We start from the raw sequence: 14,485 nt of genomic DNA, 5'->3' as shown, positions 1-14,485 counted from the left end.
ACGCTGCGCTTTGGACCGTAGGTCGGTCGTGTTTGGCGTCAAAAGCTGTCATGCTCCATCGCCCTCTCCGCCAAACCGCCCGACTGCGAGGACGTTCGTACGTCATGGAGCCTGCCGTGCGCTGATGGACGGGCGGGCTGTCGCCACGACCGTCCTACGACATGACGCTGCGCTTTGGACCGTAGGTCGGTCGTGTTTGGCGTCAAAAGCGTGGCATGCTCCATCGCCCTCTCCGCCAAACCGCCCGACTGCGAGGATGTTCGCCAGCGCCTGTGTTTTCGGTACGCTGATGGACGGGCGGGCTTCACCACGACCGTCCTACTAAGAGGCGCGGCGGGCTCCCGCTTACTTTTTCTCCACGCCGCCTTCTTTGGCGACTTCGTCTTTCTTCGTCTGCACAGCGGCAGAGCTGACTTCCAGCAGCTTGGGGGCTTCGCCGCCTTTGGGGACAAACTTCAAGGCGACGCCGTTGATGCAGAAGCGGCGGTCGGTGGGGGTTTTGAAGCCTTCGCCTTCGAAGACGTGGCCGAGGTGGGCGTCACAGCGTTTGCACACGGTTTCGATGCGCTTCATGCCGTGGCTGTTGTCGGTTTTTTCGAGGACGCCTTTGGCCTTGGAGGAATCATAGAAGGAAGGCCAGCCGCAGCCGGAGTGGAATTTTTCCTTGGAGGTGAAGAGCTCCGCGCCGCAGCACACGCAGTAGTAGGTGCCTTCGCCCTGCTTCTCGAATTCTTCATAGGCCGCACCGTTGGGGCGTTCGGTGCCGCGCATGCGGGTCACTTGGAACTGTTCGGGGGTGAGCATTTTCTGCCAGTCATTTTCAGACTTCACGATTTCGGGCTTGGGCATGGTTTTGGAGTCGGTTTTGGGTTTGTCCTCGGCCTGGGCGATGCAGAAGGCGGCGGCAAGGGCGGAAAGAAGAGCGAGGCGAAGTTTCATGGCGTTGGTGTGCTGATACGTGGGAGATGAGGGGAAGATTGCTTATTCCCGCAAAGTTGTGGCTCAATCTTCGTCCTCACGCGCCATCTGGCCGATGTTCCAGAGCAGCAGGCGGAAGCCGGCGTCGGGATGGCGGTCGGTGGCGGTGGCCTGCCGGCGGAAGGAGGCGAGCAGCTCCTGGCGCTCTGACGTGGTGTAGGCTCCGCCGCGCAGGACGCCCTGATCGGGCATGGTGTTCCATGAATCCGACACCCATTCCCAGAGGTTGCCGGAAAGGTCATGCAGGCCACGGCCATCCGCCCGGAAGGAGCCCACGGGAGCGAGCCCCGCAAAGCCGTCGTCGTATTTTGGGATGGCGATCCTGCCCGTCTTGTCGGCGCTTTTGTCGAGGAAGTTGCCGGATTTGGCGGGCGGCGGCCAGATGAAGCCCCAGGGGTAGATGCCTTCGATGCGCAGGCTGCGTTCGGAGGGATTGTTGCCGATCTCACGTGAGAGATAGGCGGCCATGCTCCACTCATCATCGCTTGGCAGGCGGTATTCCTGATCCGGTTCGAGCAATCCCTGCGCACGCTCGCGATCCGTCAGCCAGCGGCAGAACTGCTCGGCCTCAGAGCGGTTCACCATGCTGACGGGCAGGTCGAGTTCGGCATCCAGCACGCGGCCGTCCACCGGAGGCTGATTGGTCGCCTTGGCGAATTCGGCGAAGTCTTTGCGGCGCGTCTCAATGGTGGCCAGCATGGCTTTGCCGAGGGGCACGAATTTGATGCCGAGGCTGTTCTGCCAGGGCTTGCCAAACACCACCGAGCCGGTGGCCTTCAGGCGCAGATTGAAGCTGATGCTCTGACCTTCCTTGAGCCTGCCGGTGGCCAGCTCCGGCTTGTAACCGGGCAGGCTGATCTCGTAGCTGAAGCTGTCTGCGCGCACCTTGGGCAGGGCGAGCGGGGTGCGGCCCATGAGGCGTTCGCCGTCGAAGACTTCCGCGCCCGAAGGTGTGCTGGCGATGTTCAGGCTGCCGAACTTCACGCCTACAATTTCACAGCGAATGGCGCTGTGGCCGGGCTTGGGTTTGGAGGCGCCGGGTGTTTGTGGAATGCCCGCCGGACGCCAGGCGTACTCGTGGTCAGAATCCAGGTGTCCGCTTTGCCGATCTGTGGCGGTCATCCAGGCGCAAAAGGCGTCGGCTTCCTCCTTCGGAATCACTGCGGCATACAGGGTGCTTTTGTCCGGCAGAGTGACGGGGGTGACTTCGTACTCGGCGGCACCGTAGGTGGCATCGAGGAACTTGCGGAACAGTTCAGCATCCAGTGGCAGGTCCGCGACGTGACGGTCCTGCTTGTAGGTGAACCACTTTCCATACCGGTTCTGCCAGACTTTGGTGGCGGGCGTGGGTGTTTGCGGGCGTGCTGGCAGCACCGGTGGCGGTTTCACCGGCACAGGGATTTCATAGCTCCATTCACGCTGGTGCTTCGCCATGACCAGACCGCTTGCCAAGACAAAGGAGGTGAGCGTGGTGATGATGGCGGCACGGCTGAAACGGCGGACAAAGCTCTCCGGTTTGATGTCGCCGACGTGCTGCAAGGCTTCGGCAAAATCCGAGGCGGTGGCAAAGCGGCGGCTCAGGTCGGCTTCACAGGCCTGGCAGATCACGCGGTTGAGGTCGATCCAGAACGGCCACTCCTCGTCGGAGAGATTGTCCGGCACCTCGGGGAATTCCATGCGGTCTTTGCCGCTGCTCATTTCATAGAGCACCTTGCCCAGGCTGTAGATGTCCGCCTGTGGCGTGCCGGGGCCTTCCGGTGGCACGAAGCCTTCGGTGCCCACAAAGGTGCGCTCGCCAAACGCGGCCACGAGGCCGATGTCCGCCAGTTTGCAGACGCCGCCGACGAAGATGATGTTGGAGGGCTTGATGTCACGGTGCGTGAGTCCGTGGTTGTGCATGTAGTGCAGCGCATCGGCCATGTACACGCCCGCATCCCGGCAGAAGAAGGGGTCCAGCCGGCCGTGGCGCTTCATGTCCGTGGTCAGCGTGCGTGGCACGTAGGTCTTCACGTCGTTGATATGCGCACCATCTTCGGCATCGTCCGCCAGCTCCATCACGCAGTAGTAAAAGCCGCGCGGTTCATTCCAGCCGACGTGCAGGATGTGCACGAGGCAGGGGTGCCCGCGCGAGATGGGCTCGAACTGCTGGATGCCCTGAAACTCGCGGTGGAAGGTGCGGGTGAGTTCAAAGTCCTCACGCCAGACGATCTTCACCGCACGCAGCGCGCCCGTGACGCTCTGTGCCAGCCAGACTTCACCATAGGCCCCGGAGCCGATGCGCTTGAGCAGCGTGTAGTCGGGAATGACGATGTCATCCCGGTGCGAAGGCGGGCCGTTTTTATCGCGGCTTTTGACCTTGTCCCGCGCCGTCGGCACCGCGATGGGAGGGGCGGGCAGTTGCAGCTCAAAGGAGTCTGCCTCGAGTGCGGACTCATCCAGGACGGGGGCGTAGGCGTCTTCATCCACGCTCTCGTGGGGAGGCGTATGCTCGGCGGGCAGGTCGGCTGGATCGCTCATGGAGCTGGCGTGGGAGGAGGGTGGCTGCATGAATCGTTCAAGCCAGCGCCCGGAAGTCTCCCACTAAAGCATCGTATTCTCAAGCCCCTGCACTTCTTTCTTCACCAGCGCACCGACCCGGTGCTTGGCCAGATAGACCTGTGCGGCATTGATTCCGAGGGCTTCAGAGGTCTTCTTGACCCCCCAACCCTTCATCACATAACAGTCGAAAATTTGAAACTGACGGGGCGAAACCTTGGCTTTGACGCGTTCCAGCGCGGCGGCGGTGATGTTGTCACGCCACTCGCGGTCCCAGATGTTTTCCAGCAGGTTGTCCTTGTCCTGAGAGAGGCGGTCGATGACCTGACCACTGGTGTCTTCGGTGTCCGCATTGCCCTGATCAGCCAGGGAGGGCTGGCGCTTGCGGGCGCGGAACACATCCAGAATACGCCAGCGTGTCATCTGCAGCAGCCACGCCTTGAAGGAGCCTGCACGCGGATCGTACTGGCCCTTCTGCACCTGACGGGCGATGGCAATGATCGTCTCCTGCACCACATCAAAGGCTTCTTCACGGGTGAGGCCCGCCTTGGTGCCGACGCTGAAAATGAGGCGCCAGTAGGTCTGGTAAAACTCGTTCCAAGTTTTCTGATCTTCCCAATTGTTCAGACGCTCGATCAGGCTTTTGCGGGTTTTCTCCCACAAGCCCTTGTCTTTTTTTACGTCTTCCGGAATCGGAATGTCTGGCTCAGGTGCCGGTTTGCTCATTGCCCTGTGACTGTCAACGGATGAGCCCTGCTGTCAAACCTTTGAAACTCAGAGAGCATAGAGAAAATCAGCGAAAGAGACGCCTAATTTGAGCGGGGTCCCCCCTCATGATGCCTCCAAGCGAATTCATGGCATCCATGAAGTCATTTCATCGACCCGGACTCGTTGCGGCGGCATCGTTTGTTGCCATCAGAGGGCGGCGGGTTAGTCTGGCAGTCCTGCGCCGCGTTTGTGGCGTAGTCCTTGCTTTAAAGCCATGCCCGAACTGGAAAATCCCTTTCAAGAGACTCTGCTCTCCCGCCACCGCGCGGAACCCTGCTCCGTGGTCATCTTTGGTGCCACTGGTGACCTCACTCACCGCAAGCTGATTCCCGCCATCTACAACATCGCCGCTGCTGGTGACCTGCCGCCGCAGTTCAAGGTGGTGGGTTTCGCCCGGCGTGACAAGACGGACGAGGTCTTCCGCAAAGAACTCGAAGAGGGCAACCGTCAGAACAGCCGCCAGGGCCACAACGATGAACTGTGGAAGAGCTTCTCCCAGTGCATTCACTATCACCGCAGCGAGTTCGAAGACCTCGAAGGGTACAAGTCGCTGGCGAAACTGCTCGACCAGTTTGACGCGGAACGCGGCACGCCGGCGAACCGCCTCTTCTACCTGGCCTCCGCGCCGGAAGCCTTCAAGCCCATCCTGGAAATGATCCGCGCCGCCGGACTGAATGAAGGCACGAAAGGCAAATGGGCGCGCGTGGTCTGTGAGAAGCCCTTCGGCAAAGACCTCGCCACAGCACAGGGGCTGAATGCGGTGGTCGCCGCCACCTTTGCGGAAAAGGACACCTACCGCATCGACCACTACCTCGGCAAGGAAACCGCGCAGAACATCATGGTGCTGCGCTTTGCCAACTCCATCTTCGAGCCCAACTGGAACAGCCGTTACATCGATCACGTGCAGATCACCTGCGCGGAGAATCTCGGCATGGAAGGCGGCCGTGGTGGCTACTACGACACCGCAGGTGCGCTGCGTGACATGGTGCAGAACCATCTGCTGCAGCTCGTCTCCCTCGTGGCCATGGAGCCGCCGACCGATCTCAGCGCGGACAGTGTGCGTGATGAAAAGGTGAAGGTCATCCGCGCCCTGCGTCCGCTGGTCGGGCCTGAGGAAGTGGGCAAACACGTCATCCGCGCCCAATACACCGCAGGCAGCGTGGATGGCACGCCGCGCGTGGGCTACCGGCAGGAGGACCGCGTGAATCCTGAGTCGCAGACCGAGCCGTATGTGGCGCTGCGTCTCATGATCGACACCTGGCGCTGGCAGGGCGTGCCATTTTATATTCGTGTGGGCAAGCAGCTGCCGAAGAAGGCCACGGAGATCAGCGTGCATTTCAAAAAGCCGCCGCAGATTCCCTTCGCCACCTCTACGATGCTCAAGAACAGCGAGAACACCCTCGTCATCCGCATTCAGCCGGACGAAGGCATCGCGCTGCGCATTCTTTGCAAGCAGCCGGGACAGGCCATGAGCATCCAGCAGGTGAAGATGGACTTCCGCTATTCATCAAGCTTCGGCAAAGCCAGCCCCGAGGCCTACGAGCGTCTGCTGCTCGATGCCATGGCCGGAGACGCCACCTTGTTCGCCCGCCGCGATGAAGTCGAGAACGCCTGGAAGTTCATCGATGAAATCGAGAAGGCCTGGCACAAGTCCGACACACCGCCGCCCATGCACGAATACCCGGCAGGAAGCTGGGGGCCGAAGGAGGCCGATGACCTGCTGCGTGCGGATGGCCGTGAGTGGCGGCTGCTTTGAGTCATTTGGGATTTTCATCGTACACTTGGACCATGACCACTTTGCTTCCTGTCACGGACAACGAGCCCCCTCCTTCATGGCATCTTGAATTGTTGCAGGAAACAGAACAGAACTTGGCCGCAGGTGAGGAGCAATTGGTTTCCTTGGAGGAGGTCAAACGCCGCCTGATTGACCTGAAGCAATGCGTGCAGCCATTTTGATCCGCGCGCTCAAAAAAAACTGACTCTCCACCATCATGCCTCTCTCCACCATTAACGACTCCGACCTCGACCGCCTTGGTCTCGAAACGCCCATCGGGCGCATTGATCGTGCGCTGAAGCAGCTGTGGGAAGGGGACGAGGCCAAGACCCGTGCCTCGCTCATCAATCTGGCGATCTATACGGAAGATGGCTGCCAGCTCGTCGCTGACAACGAACTGCTCGACCACGTGGCCGCCCAGCATGCCTGCCGGGCGCTGCTCATCCTCGCGCTGCCGGAGGCGCAGCCTCCGCGCGCACGGGCCTGGATTCAGGCGCTGTGCCGTCCCTACCAGGGCAAGCAGATCGTCTGCAGCGAGCAGATCAGCTTTGTGCTGGAAGGCGGGAACGCCGCGCAGGTGCAAAACATCGTCTTTGCGCATCTCGACTCCGATCTGCCGCTCGTCGTCTGGTGGCAGGCGGATCTGTCCAAGAACTTTGAGGAGCGACTCTACAGCCGCATCGACACGCTGATCATCGACAGCGCGCGCTGGGAGGATCCTGCAAAGCAGTTTGATGCGCTGCTGGCCGCCATGAACGCGGAAAGCGGCGACTTTGATGTGCGCGATCTCGCGTGGACGCGCTCGCATTTCATGCGCACCGCCCTGGCCGCCTGCTTTCAGGACGCCACCGCCTGCCACAACCTCTCCAAACTTCAGTCCATTCGCATCACTCATCTCAAAGGACAGCGCACCACCGCGCTGCTGCTCGCCGCATGGATCAACCAGCGGCTGCATGCTTCCTTGAGCGTGGAGCTGATCGAAAAAGACAGCGGCCCCGCCCTGCAAGGGCTCGTGCTCGAAGGTGAGGGCGTGCGTGGCGAGGTGCGGCGTGACTGCGACTCCTGCTTTGTGCGCGTCAGCGCCACCTGCGGAGAGCACACGCGTGAAGACCTGCTTCCGGCCGATGTGGACAGCGATGCCGAGCTTGTCACCGAACTGCTCTCCCGCTTCCACGGCAGCACGCTGTACTCCTCCATGCTGCCGTTTGTGCGCAGCATGTTGAAATAACGAAACGCACTCCGCACAGCCCGCCACGCTTTCCGGCCGTAGGTTGGGTGTGTTGGGCGTGTGGTGATCTCGCAATCCCGCGCAGGGTTCTTCGCCAAACCGCCCGACTGCGAGGACGCTCGTACGCAGTGGTATTTGCCGTACGCTGATAGACGGGCGGGCTTCGCCACGACCGTCCTACGGCAAGGCGCGGCGCTCTGGACGTAGGTCGGCCGTGTTTGGCGAATGAAGCTCTCCGATGCATCAGCGAGCTCTCCGCCAAACCGCCCGACTGCGAGGGTGTTCGTACGCCGTGGTGTTTGCCGTACGCTGATAGACGGGCGCTGTCGCCACACCCATCCTACGAACTGCGCAGGATGCTCTCACGAAGACCACCCTGCCACAAACTCGCTCTGTGAAATAACCATTCGACACCGGCCTTGGGTGTCGGAAGACTGGCGGCATGCGCCCCTGGCTTCATCTCGCCCGTATTTCCAATCTCCCGACTGCGTGGACCAACGTCATTGCAGCATGGCTGCTCGCTGGAGGTGCGCTCTTGGATGTGCGTCTTGCGTGGATTCTGCTGGCGGCTTCGCTGATCTACACGGGCGGCATGATTCTGAATGATGCGGCCGATGTGGAATTCGATCGCGAGCACCGCAAGGAGCGGCCCATTCCCAGCGGGCAGGTGGCCGTGCGCACGGCGTGGATCGTGGGCGGCCTGATGCTCTTTGTGGGTGGCGTCATTGCGCTGGGCTATGGGGCCAATCCGCAAATCACCGGGCTGCTGCTGGGAGCCATTGTGTTTTACGATCTCTTTCACAAGCAGTGGGCGGGGTCCGTCATCGTCATGGGGGCCTGCCGGCTGCTGTTGTATCTGGTGGCAGCGTCGGCGGTGGCACCGTTTCAATTTGCCAGCCAGAAGGGGGCCTTGTCCTTCTTTGGTGCCGAATGGCGCTACGAGACCGCCTTTCTGCCAGCGGGCCCTCTGCTGGTGCTGCCGTTTGCCCTGGCCATCGGGTGCTATGTGGTCGGCATCACCATGGCGGCGCGGTTGGAGCACAAAAACGAGGACCTGCCCGTGCCGGCTTCCTTGATGGCTTTCGCCCTGCTCTACACACCGGCCATTGTCTGCGCCATGCGGTTTTCTGCTGCGGGAGGCAGCCCGGTGCAGGTGGGTGTTCTGGGTGTGTTTGCCCTGCTGGTGGCCTTTGCCACGCACACCATGCGCAAAGGCGGCCCCGCCATCGGCAAGGCCGTGGGCTGGCTGCTCGCTGGCATCGTCGTCGTGGATGCGCTCGCGATTGCAAACGTCTCGGCTCCGCTGGCGCTGGGTTTTGTGGTGCTCACACCGCTGCTGCGTCTCTGGCAGCGCTGGGTGGCTGCGACGTAACAGCCGGGTGAGGCGCTAGAGCGGCACCGTGGCATTCACCCAATGCAGCGGAGGCAGGCCGTTGACTGCAGGCGTGCGGTGGGCTGGCTCTGGCCTGAAGCTGTGATGGCCGGCCAGAATCTGGCGCACAGCTTCCAGCTTGGTGGCGGCGCTGCTGCTGCTCAAGACACAGCCTTGGGCTCCGGCGCGCAGGACGCGGCTGGGCTCCAGCTCTGCGTCGTTGCTGGTGACAATGAGGAACTTCAGGCCCGCATGCAGCACCAGCAGATCCTTCACCAGCTCCAGGACACGATGCCCCGGCATGCTCAGGCTGATGACCACCAGATCCGGCTGCTGCTGGGTAACTGCAGCAAAGGAGCAGGAGGCGCAGGTCACGGCTGCCGCCAGGGTGAGGTCCGGCTGGGTTTCCAGCTCAGCGCGAAAGTCCGCCGAACTGACTGGGTTGTTGTCCACGATGACGATTCGATCCGGGTTTCTCATTTCAGGCTGGGGTTGGTTCTTGAACGCCGGAAGCTCACGAATCTGACATGGGCCAGCCATCAAAGAATTGGAACAAAACCTTCGCATTAAGATTTTGGTGGAGCGGAGGATTTTGTCCCGAAGCCGTCTGCGAGTATTGAATCATCTCATCCCAGAGATGCGAAGCATCATCCAGGTGCTGATGAACATCCGTAAAACTCGAATGAGTGTGGTGGTTGCCTGAAGCCCAGCTCTGGGTGTGGAAGTACGACGACGATTTCATGGTTGCTGAATGCCGGTGGGGTTGATGAACAGCCCACCATGGGGGCGTTTAGACATTCGGGTATCATCGCTGGCGCCGTTTGCGCGTAGGCCCTGCGCCTATCTCTGGAACGCCGTCTAATGCTGCAGCGCCGGGTGGCAGGAGCTGCGCTGAATCGAGTTCGTGGAATCTGGATGGCATGGACGCGTTGTGCGCGTCCGTGGAATCATTCGCCATGGCATTTAGCATCACTTCTTGGTATGCCCATGAAATGCTGCGCTCCGGCCGTAGGTCGGTCGTGTTTGGCGTCGAGCGTGCCTCATCTTCCTTCGCCGCCTTCGCCAAACCGCCCGACTGCGAGGACGTTCCTGCGCCCCACCATATGCCGTGCGCTGTGGCGTCTTGCCACGCGCTGCGAGGACATTGCTACGTCGGGGTGTCTGCCACACGCTGATGGACGGGCGGGCTTCGCCACGACCGTCCTACGAACGCTGCGCTTCTTCTGCAACTGCGCCGCTTTCACATCAGCACATCCCGCTGCGTCTCCACCCAGCGCACGGCCTGCCGGATCATTTCCGCACTCGTGACAAAGCCCATTTTTTCTTTGATGTGATCTCGATGCACGGAAACGGTCTTCGGACTCAAGTGCAACTGCGCCGCGATTTCCTTCGCCGTCTGCCCCTGGCCGAAGAGCTCGAACACCTGAAACTCGCGATCGCTCAGCTTGGTCAGCGGGGATTCCGTGGATCCACGCGGCCGGGGCGTGGCAAAGGAGGCGGCGAGGTGCGCGGCCAGCCGCTCGCTCACATAGACGCCGCCGCCGAGCACCTTGTGAATGGCATCCAGCAGCGCATTGCCGGGGCTGTCCTTGCCCACGTAGCCGCTGGCTCCGGCGCGCAGGGCGCGTGCGGCGCAGAGCATTTCATCATGCATGGAGCTGACGATGATCTTCAGTCCGGGATGCAGGGTCGCGAGATCTTTGATGAGCTCCAGACCGCCACGGCCCGGCATGTTCAGATCTGTGATGAGCAGGTCCGGCTTCTCCTGGGCCACCAAGGCGAGGGCTTCAGATTCATTCGCCGCCGTGCCGCAGATTTCAAAGCTGGGGTAGGCCTGCAGCATGAAGCGATAGCCATTGATCACGGCCGGATGATCGTCCACGAGCATGAGGCGGTAGGTTGTTTCGAGGGTGTCTGCGGTTATCATGGGGTGTTGGGGATGTGAACGGCGATGCGTGTGCCACCTGCGGGCGGAGCGCCGTGCTCCATCCTGCCGCCCATCATTTCAGTGCGATGCTGCATGATGCGGAAACCGATGCCGCCGCCTTTTAAAGGCACCTCTGGCAGGCCGCAGCCGTCATCGTCGATCTCCAGCACAATGAGTCCATCACGGCTCTCCAGCCCGATGCGGATCTCTCCGGCGTCCGCATGCTTCAGGGCGTTGTTCACGCCTTCCTGGGCGATCCTGTAGAGATTGCACGCCGCCGCTTCGCTGATCTCCGGGATGTGGGCCGGGCACTCAAACACGCACCGCACGCCGGAGCTGCGCGTGGTGATGTCTGCCAGCGCCTGCAGCGCGTGCTCCAGTCCCTGGTCCCACAGCGGCACCGGGGCAAGGCCATGCGAAAGGCCGCGCACCTCCGCCAGGGCTTCACGCAGGCTCTGGCTGGCATGCTGCGCGTGCTCTGCAAAGGCGGGGGCCTTGGCCTGCAGCTCATCATGCAGGCCGTTGATGGCCATGAGCACGGCGGTGAGCTGCTGCCCGATGCCGTCATGCAGCTCATGCCCGATGCGCCGTCGCTCGTTCTCTGCGGAATCAATCACCGCACGCTCCAGCACGGTGCGTTCCTGTTCGCGGTCCGCCAGTTGCTGGGTCATTTTTCGGAATGCCTGGGAGAGCTCATGCACTTCATCGCCACCTCTCACGGGATCGATGCTGATGGTCCGGCCTTCGCCAAATTCGCGGACAGAGCGTGCCAGCCGTTCCAGACGGGTCGCCACGCCAAAGTGCAGGATGGCCCAGAGGCCGAGGCACATGATGGCGATCACGGAGGCGGACCACTCCACCCGCTGACGCGCATCCTGGTGCGCATGGAGCACGGCATTGGCGCGGTCATACACCAGCAGGAGCCAGTGCCGGGTCTGGGCAGGGATCTCGATGGGAAACGCCGCCAGCACCGTGAAGTCCCCGTCATTCAGAGTGGCGGACTCCATGATCTTGCCGGTGCTCTGGCTGGCCCGCTGCCAGGCGGTGGCGGCCGGTGTCTCGGTGGCTGAGAGCCCCTCCCACTGGGCGGAGGAACTCGCCAGCACACGGCCCTTGTCATCCACCACGGCGGCCATGCGCAGCCAGGGCTCATGGGTCCAGTCGGTGAGGCTTTCACTCAGGGCCTTGATCTCCTTCTGCACCAGGTGCTGCCGCGCCAGCTGGGTGAGCCGGGCGCCGGTGGCCTCGGCCTGCGTGGTCACATCACTGAAATTGCGCGCCAGGTCATTGGCCAGGTCCAGCTCATAATCCATCCACGTCGCCAGCATTCCCAGCAGCAGCAGCAGCGCTGGAATCAGGAAGCGAAGTGGCGGTGGAAAAGTCACTGCGGTGGTCGTTTTTTTCTCTCCTGCATCTCCGGACACGGATGGACTGAGCAGCGTTGCAGCTTCCATCACGCGAAGCCATTTCCGGGGGTGTCCTGACGGTGCGGCGGGGTTGAGTGCGAGGTTTTCATGGACGCCGAAAGATTGAATCCGAGGGGGCATCCTTCTCAATCACCCCAGCAGGCTATTTCCACGGGTGCCCGGACAGGAGGGTGTTTTGCGGCTCGCAGGCAGGAGGCCGGGGCAAAAACATGCGGCATCCATTGTGAAATCGGGGCCTCAGGCTAGAAACCGCCTTTCTCAGACGTTTGCCCTTTCCCTTTGACCTCAAGCGCGGTCGGAGCCAAAGAACCGTCCCCCCTTTGATGTTAGAGAAAAAAATCAGGCTAGAGCACACCCACCGAATCTTGTTCACGAGAGAAGTCTTCGCGCCTCGGAACCATACCATTCGTGACCTTCTTCACCTCGACCAGCCGCACAAGCTCCCCCGGGTGCTCGTGTTTGTGGACGAAGCCGTCGCCACGGCCAACCGCGATCTGCTCGACGACATCATGGCCTACGGCCAGGTGCATGCGGACACCTTCACCATGGTGGACGATCCCATCGTTATCCCCGGCGGAGAGCCCTGCAAAAACGACTTCCGCCTGGTGGAGTGCTGCTGGGACGCCATCAATGAAGCCGCGCTGGACCGCCACAGCTACGTCTTTGTCATCGGCGGCGGCGCCGCGCTGGACCTCGTCTGCTTTGCCGCCTCCACGGCGCATCGCGGCATCCGCCATGTGCGCTTTCCTACCACCACGCTGAGCCAGGGAGATGGCGGCGTGGGCGTGAAGAACGGCGTGAACTACTTCGGCAAGAAAAACTGGGTGGGCAGCTTCGCCGTGCCCTTTGCCGTGGTGAACGACTTCGCCTTCCTGGAGCTGCTGCCCGCGCGTGGGCGCCGCAACGGCATCATCGAGGCCATCAAGGTCGCGCTCATTCGTGATCGCGCCTTCTTTGAGCAGATCGAGGCCATGGCCGGAGATCTCGCCGCGCTGAAGCAGGAGGCCCTGGAGCAGGTGATCCAGCGCAGCGCCGAGCTGCACGTGGAGCACATCGCCACCGGCGGCGATCCCTTCGAACTCGGCTCCGCCCGTCCGCTGGACTTCGGCCACTGGGCCGCGCACAAGCTGGAGCAGATCTCCAAATTCACCGTGGCCCATGGCGAAGCCGTGGCCATCGGCATGGCCGTGGACCTCGTCTATTCCCGCATGCAGGGCATCCTGAGCGAAGAGACCTGCGAGCGCGTGCTGAAGCTCATCGAAAGCATCGGCTTCGCCACCACCTCCCCGTATCTGATGACCACCGGCCGCTCCGGCGAGCCCGCCATCCTCGAAGGCCTGGAAGAATTCCGCGAACACCTCGGCGGCGAACTCACCGTCACCCTCGTCCCCGAAATCGGCACCAAGGTGGAAGTCCACGAGATGAACCGCGTGAAGATCCTCAACGCCGTGGTGGAGCTGCAGAAGCGGGCTGCCTGAAAGTACGACAGACACTCCTGTCTGTCGGTCAGCGCCCACGCCACGTGCCAAAGTGTCCGCATTACTGCCCGCCATTCGCACGTGGAAGGATGGGCACTTCAAAAATCAGCAATCGAATGCTCATCAATCGTCAATCGCGCATGCCCAGCGCGATCCGACTCCTGAGGATTGACGATTGTCGAACAATCGATTTTCGAGGTCCGGACATCAAGCCATCCGCACGCGAAGTACGACAGACACTCCTGCCTGTCGATCAGCGCCCACGCCACGTGCCAAAGTGCCCGCATCACTGCCAGCCATCCGCGCGTCGTGGAAGCGAGCTGCGTGATCGTGTTGTAACGCCCAAAGAGCGCTGCCCTCCGGCCGTAGGTCGGCCGTGTTTGGCGAAAAAAGACACCCTTCAACACGCAAAAACCACTCCGCCAAACCGCCCGACTGCCAGGACGTTCGTACGCCATGGAGCCAGCCGTACGCTGATGGACGGGCGGGCTGTCGCCACGACCGTCCTACGATCCGCGCAGCGCGCTTGCCGTAGGTCGGCCGTGTTGGGCGTCGAAGGCTTTCGATGCCCGAGGTTGCTCTCCGCCAAACCGCCCGACTGCGAGGACGTCCGTACGCCACGGAGCCAGCCGTACGCTGACAGACGGGCGGGCTCATTCTTCGCACTGCGTGCTTCGAAGGACACGCGGGCTTTCGCCACGACCGTCCTACGGTCCGCGCAGCGCGCTGGTCGTAGGTCGGCCGTGTTTGGCGTCGAAGACTTTCGATGCCCGAAGTTGCTCTCCGCCAAACCGCCCGACTGCGAGGACGTTCGTACGCCATGGAGGCAGCCGTACGCTGACAGATGGGCGGGCTGTCGCCACGACCGTCCTACGATCCGCGCAGCGCGCTGGCCGTAGGTCGGCCGTGTTTGGCGTCGAAGGCTTTCGATGCCCGAGGTTGCTCTCCGCCAAACCGCCCGACTGCGAGGACGTTCGTACGCCATGGAGCCAGCCGTA

At 62.0% G+C, this 14,485-nt stretch carries 12 protein-coding genes; 5 read left to right on the top strand and 7 right to left on the bottom strand.

The window, feature by feature from the left end:
* Window positions 1-345: 345 nt before the first annotated feature.
* From msrB to WAW39_RS06145, 3 genes are all read right to left on the bottom strand, one after another.
* On the bottom strand, window positions 346-939 hold the full coding sequence (gene msrB / locus WAW39_RS06155; protein WP_422316847.1) for a peptide-methionine (R)-S-oxide reductase MsrB: 594 nt from the start codon (window positions 937-939) through the stop codon (window positions 346-348).
* A gap of 63 nt (window positions 940-1,002) precedes the next feature.
* Complete coding sequence (locus WAW39_RS06150) at window positions 1,003-3,525, bottom strand: protein kinase domain-containing protein (protein ID WP_422316845.1); 2,523 nt, start codon at window positions 3,523-3,525, stop codon at window positions 1,003-1,005.
* 33 nt (window positions 3,526-3,558) lie between these two features.
* Entirely contained in the window at window positions 3,559-4,239 is a 681-nt protein-coding gene (locus tag WAW39_RS06145) for an RNA polymerase sigma factor (protein ID WP_422316843.1), read from the bottom strand.
* A gap of 256 nt (window positions 4,240-4,495) precedes the next feature.
* Here WAW39_RS06145 and zwf point away from each other — a divergent pair, with 256 nt between their 5' ends.
* From zwf to WAW39_RS06125, 4 genes are all read left to right on the top strand, one after another.
* Window positions 4,496-6,037: a glucose-6-phosphate dehydrogenase gene (gene zwf, locus WAW39_RS06140; RefSeq protein ID WP_422316841.1), complete on the top strand. Its 1,542-nt coding sequence runs from the start codon at window positions 4,496-4,498 to the stop codon at window positions 6,035-6,037.
* A 32-nt stretch (window positions 6,038-6,069) separates the two neighbouring features.
* Window positions 6,070-6,237, top strand: coding sequence for a hypothetical protein (locus tag WAW39_RS06135; protein WP_422316839.1), 168 nt, complete (start codon window positions 6,070-6,072; stop codon window positions 6,235-6,237).
* A gap of 35 nt (window positions 6,238-6,272) precedes the next feature.
* Window positions 6,273-7,283, top strand: coding sequence for a glucose-6-phosphate dehydrogenase assembly protein OpcA (locus tag WAW39_RS06130; RefSeq protein WP_422316837.1), 1,011 nt, complete (start codon window positions 6,273-6,275; stop codon window positions 7,281-7,283).
* A gap of 442 nt (window positions 7,284-7,725) precedes the next feature.
* A complete protein-coding gene (locus WAW39_RS06125) occupies window positions 7,726-8,655 on the top strand; it encodes a UbiA family prenyltransferase (RefSeq protein WP_422316835.1) in 930 nt (309 codons plus the stop codon).
* Window positions 8,656-8,670: 15 nt separating this feature from the next.
* On the opposite strand, the gene WAW39_RS06120 is transcribed toward WAW39_RS06125, so the two are convergent.
* From WAW39_RS06120 to WAW39_RS06110, 3 genes are all read right to left on the bottom strand, one after another.
* The gene (locus WAW39_RS06120) at window positions 8,671-9,135 is read right to left on the bottom strand and encodes a response regulator (RefSeq protein ID WP_422316833.1); all 465 of its coding nucleotides are present in this window, start codon (window positions 9,133-9,135) and stop codon (window positions 8,671-8,673) included.
* A 760-nt stretch (window positions 9,136-9,895) separates the two neighbouring features.
* Complete coding sequence (locus tag WAW39_RS06115; protein ID WP_422316831.1) at window positions 9,896-10,582, bottom strand: response regulator; 687 nt, start codon at window positions 10,580-10,582, stop codon at window positions 9,896-9,898.
* A complete protein-coding gene (locus tag WAW39_RS06110; RefSeq protein WP_422316849.1) occupies window positions 10,579-12,036 on the bottom strand; it encodes an ATP-binding protein in 1,458 nt (485 codons plus the stop codon). The genes WAW39_RS06115 and WAW39_RS06110 overlap by 4 nt, the downstream gene beginning before the upstream one ends.
* 296 nt (window positions 12,037-12,332) lie before the next feature.
* On the opposite strand from WAW39_RS06110, the gene WAW39_RS06105 reads away from it, so the two are divergent.
* Window positions 12,333-13,487, top strand: a complete 1,155-nt coding sequence (locus WAW39_RS06105) for a 3-dehydroquinate synthase (RefSeq protein ID WP_422316829.1) — start codon at window positions 12,333-12,335, stop codon at window positions 13,485-13,487.
* 98 nt (window positions 13,488-13,585) lie between these two features.
* Here WAW39_RS06105 and WAW39_RS06100 read toward each other — a convergent pair whose 3' ends face one another.
* Window positions 13,586-13,945 (bottom strand): hypothetical protein, encoded by a 360-nt coding sequence (locus WAW39_RS06100; RefSeq protein ID WP_422316827.1) that lies wholly within the window; start codon window positions 13,943-13,945, stop codon window positions 13,586-13,588.
* Between the last annotated feature and the right edge of the window lie 540 nt (window positions 13,946-14,485).

The sequence above is a fragment of the Prosthecobacter sp. genome, assembly GCF_049294395.1.
Lineage (GTDB): Bacteria > Verrucomicrobiota > Verrucomicrobiia > Verrucomicrobiales > Verrucomicrobiaceae > Prosthecobacter.
Note: the sequence above shows the minus strand (reverse complement) of the source record. Positions and strands in the feature narration are given on the sequence as shown.

What these genes read in the sequence shown, in the direction of transcription:
- WAW39_RS06100 (WP_422316827.1), bottom strand. Translation starts at nt 13,945, where the DNA reads ATGGCGTACGAACGTCCTGGCAGTCGGGCGGTTTGGCGGAGTGGTTTT.
- msrB (WP_422316847.1), bottom strand. Translation starts at nt 939, where the DNA reads ATGAAACTTCGCCTCGCTCTTCTTTCCGCCCTTGCCGCCGCCTTCTGC.
- WAW39_RS06105 (WP_422316829.1), top strand. Translation starts at nt 12,333, where the DNA reads ATGTTAGAGAAAAAAATCAGGCTAGAGCACACCCACCGAATCTTGTTC.
- WAW39_RS06120 (WP_422316833.1), bottom strand. Translation starts at nt 9,135, where the DNA reads ATGAGAAACCCGGATCGAATCGTCATCGTGGACAACAACCCAGTCAGT.
- WAW39_RS06135 (WP_422316839.1), top strand. Translation starts at nt 6,070, where the DNA reads ATGACCACTTTGCTTCCTGTCACGGACAACGAGCCCCCTCCTTCATGG.
- WAW39_RS06145 (WP_422316843.1), bottom strand. Translation starts at nt 4,239, where the DNA reads ATGAGCAAACCGGCACCTGAGCCAGACATTCCGATTCCGGAAGACGTA.
- WAW39_RS06150 (WP_422316845.1), bottom strand. Translation starts at nt 3,525, where the DNA reads ATGCAGCCACCCTCCTCCCACGCCAGCTCCATGAGCGATCCAGCCGAC.
- WAW39_RS06125 (WP_422316835.1), top strand. Translation starts at nt 7,726, where the DNA reads ATGCGCCCCTGGCTTCATCTCGCCCGTATTTCCAATCTCCCGACTGCG.
- WAW39_RS06110 (WP_422316849.1), bottom strand. Translation starts at nt 12,036, where the DNA reads ATGGAAGCTGCAACGCTGCTCAGTCCATCCGTGTCCGGAGATGCAGGA.
- WAW39_RS06115 (WP_422316831.1), bottom strand. Translation starts at nt 10,582, where the DNA reads ATGATAACCGCAGACACCCTCGAAACAACCTACCGCCTCATGCTCGTG.
- WAW39_RS06130 (WP_422316837.1), top strand. Translation starts at nt 6,273, where the DNA reads ATGCCTCTCTCCACCATTAACGACTCCGACCTCGACCGCCTTGGTCTC.
- zwf (WP_422316841.1), top strand. Translation starts at nt 4,496, where the DNA reads ATGCCCGAACTGGAAAATCCCTTTCAAGAGACTCTGCTCTCCCGCCAC.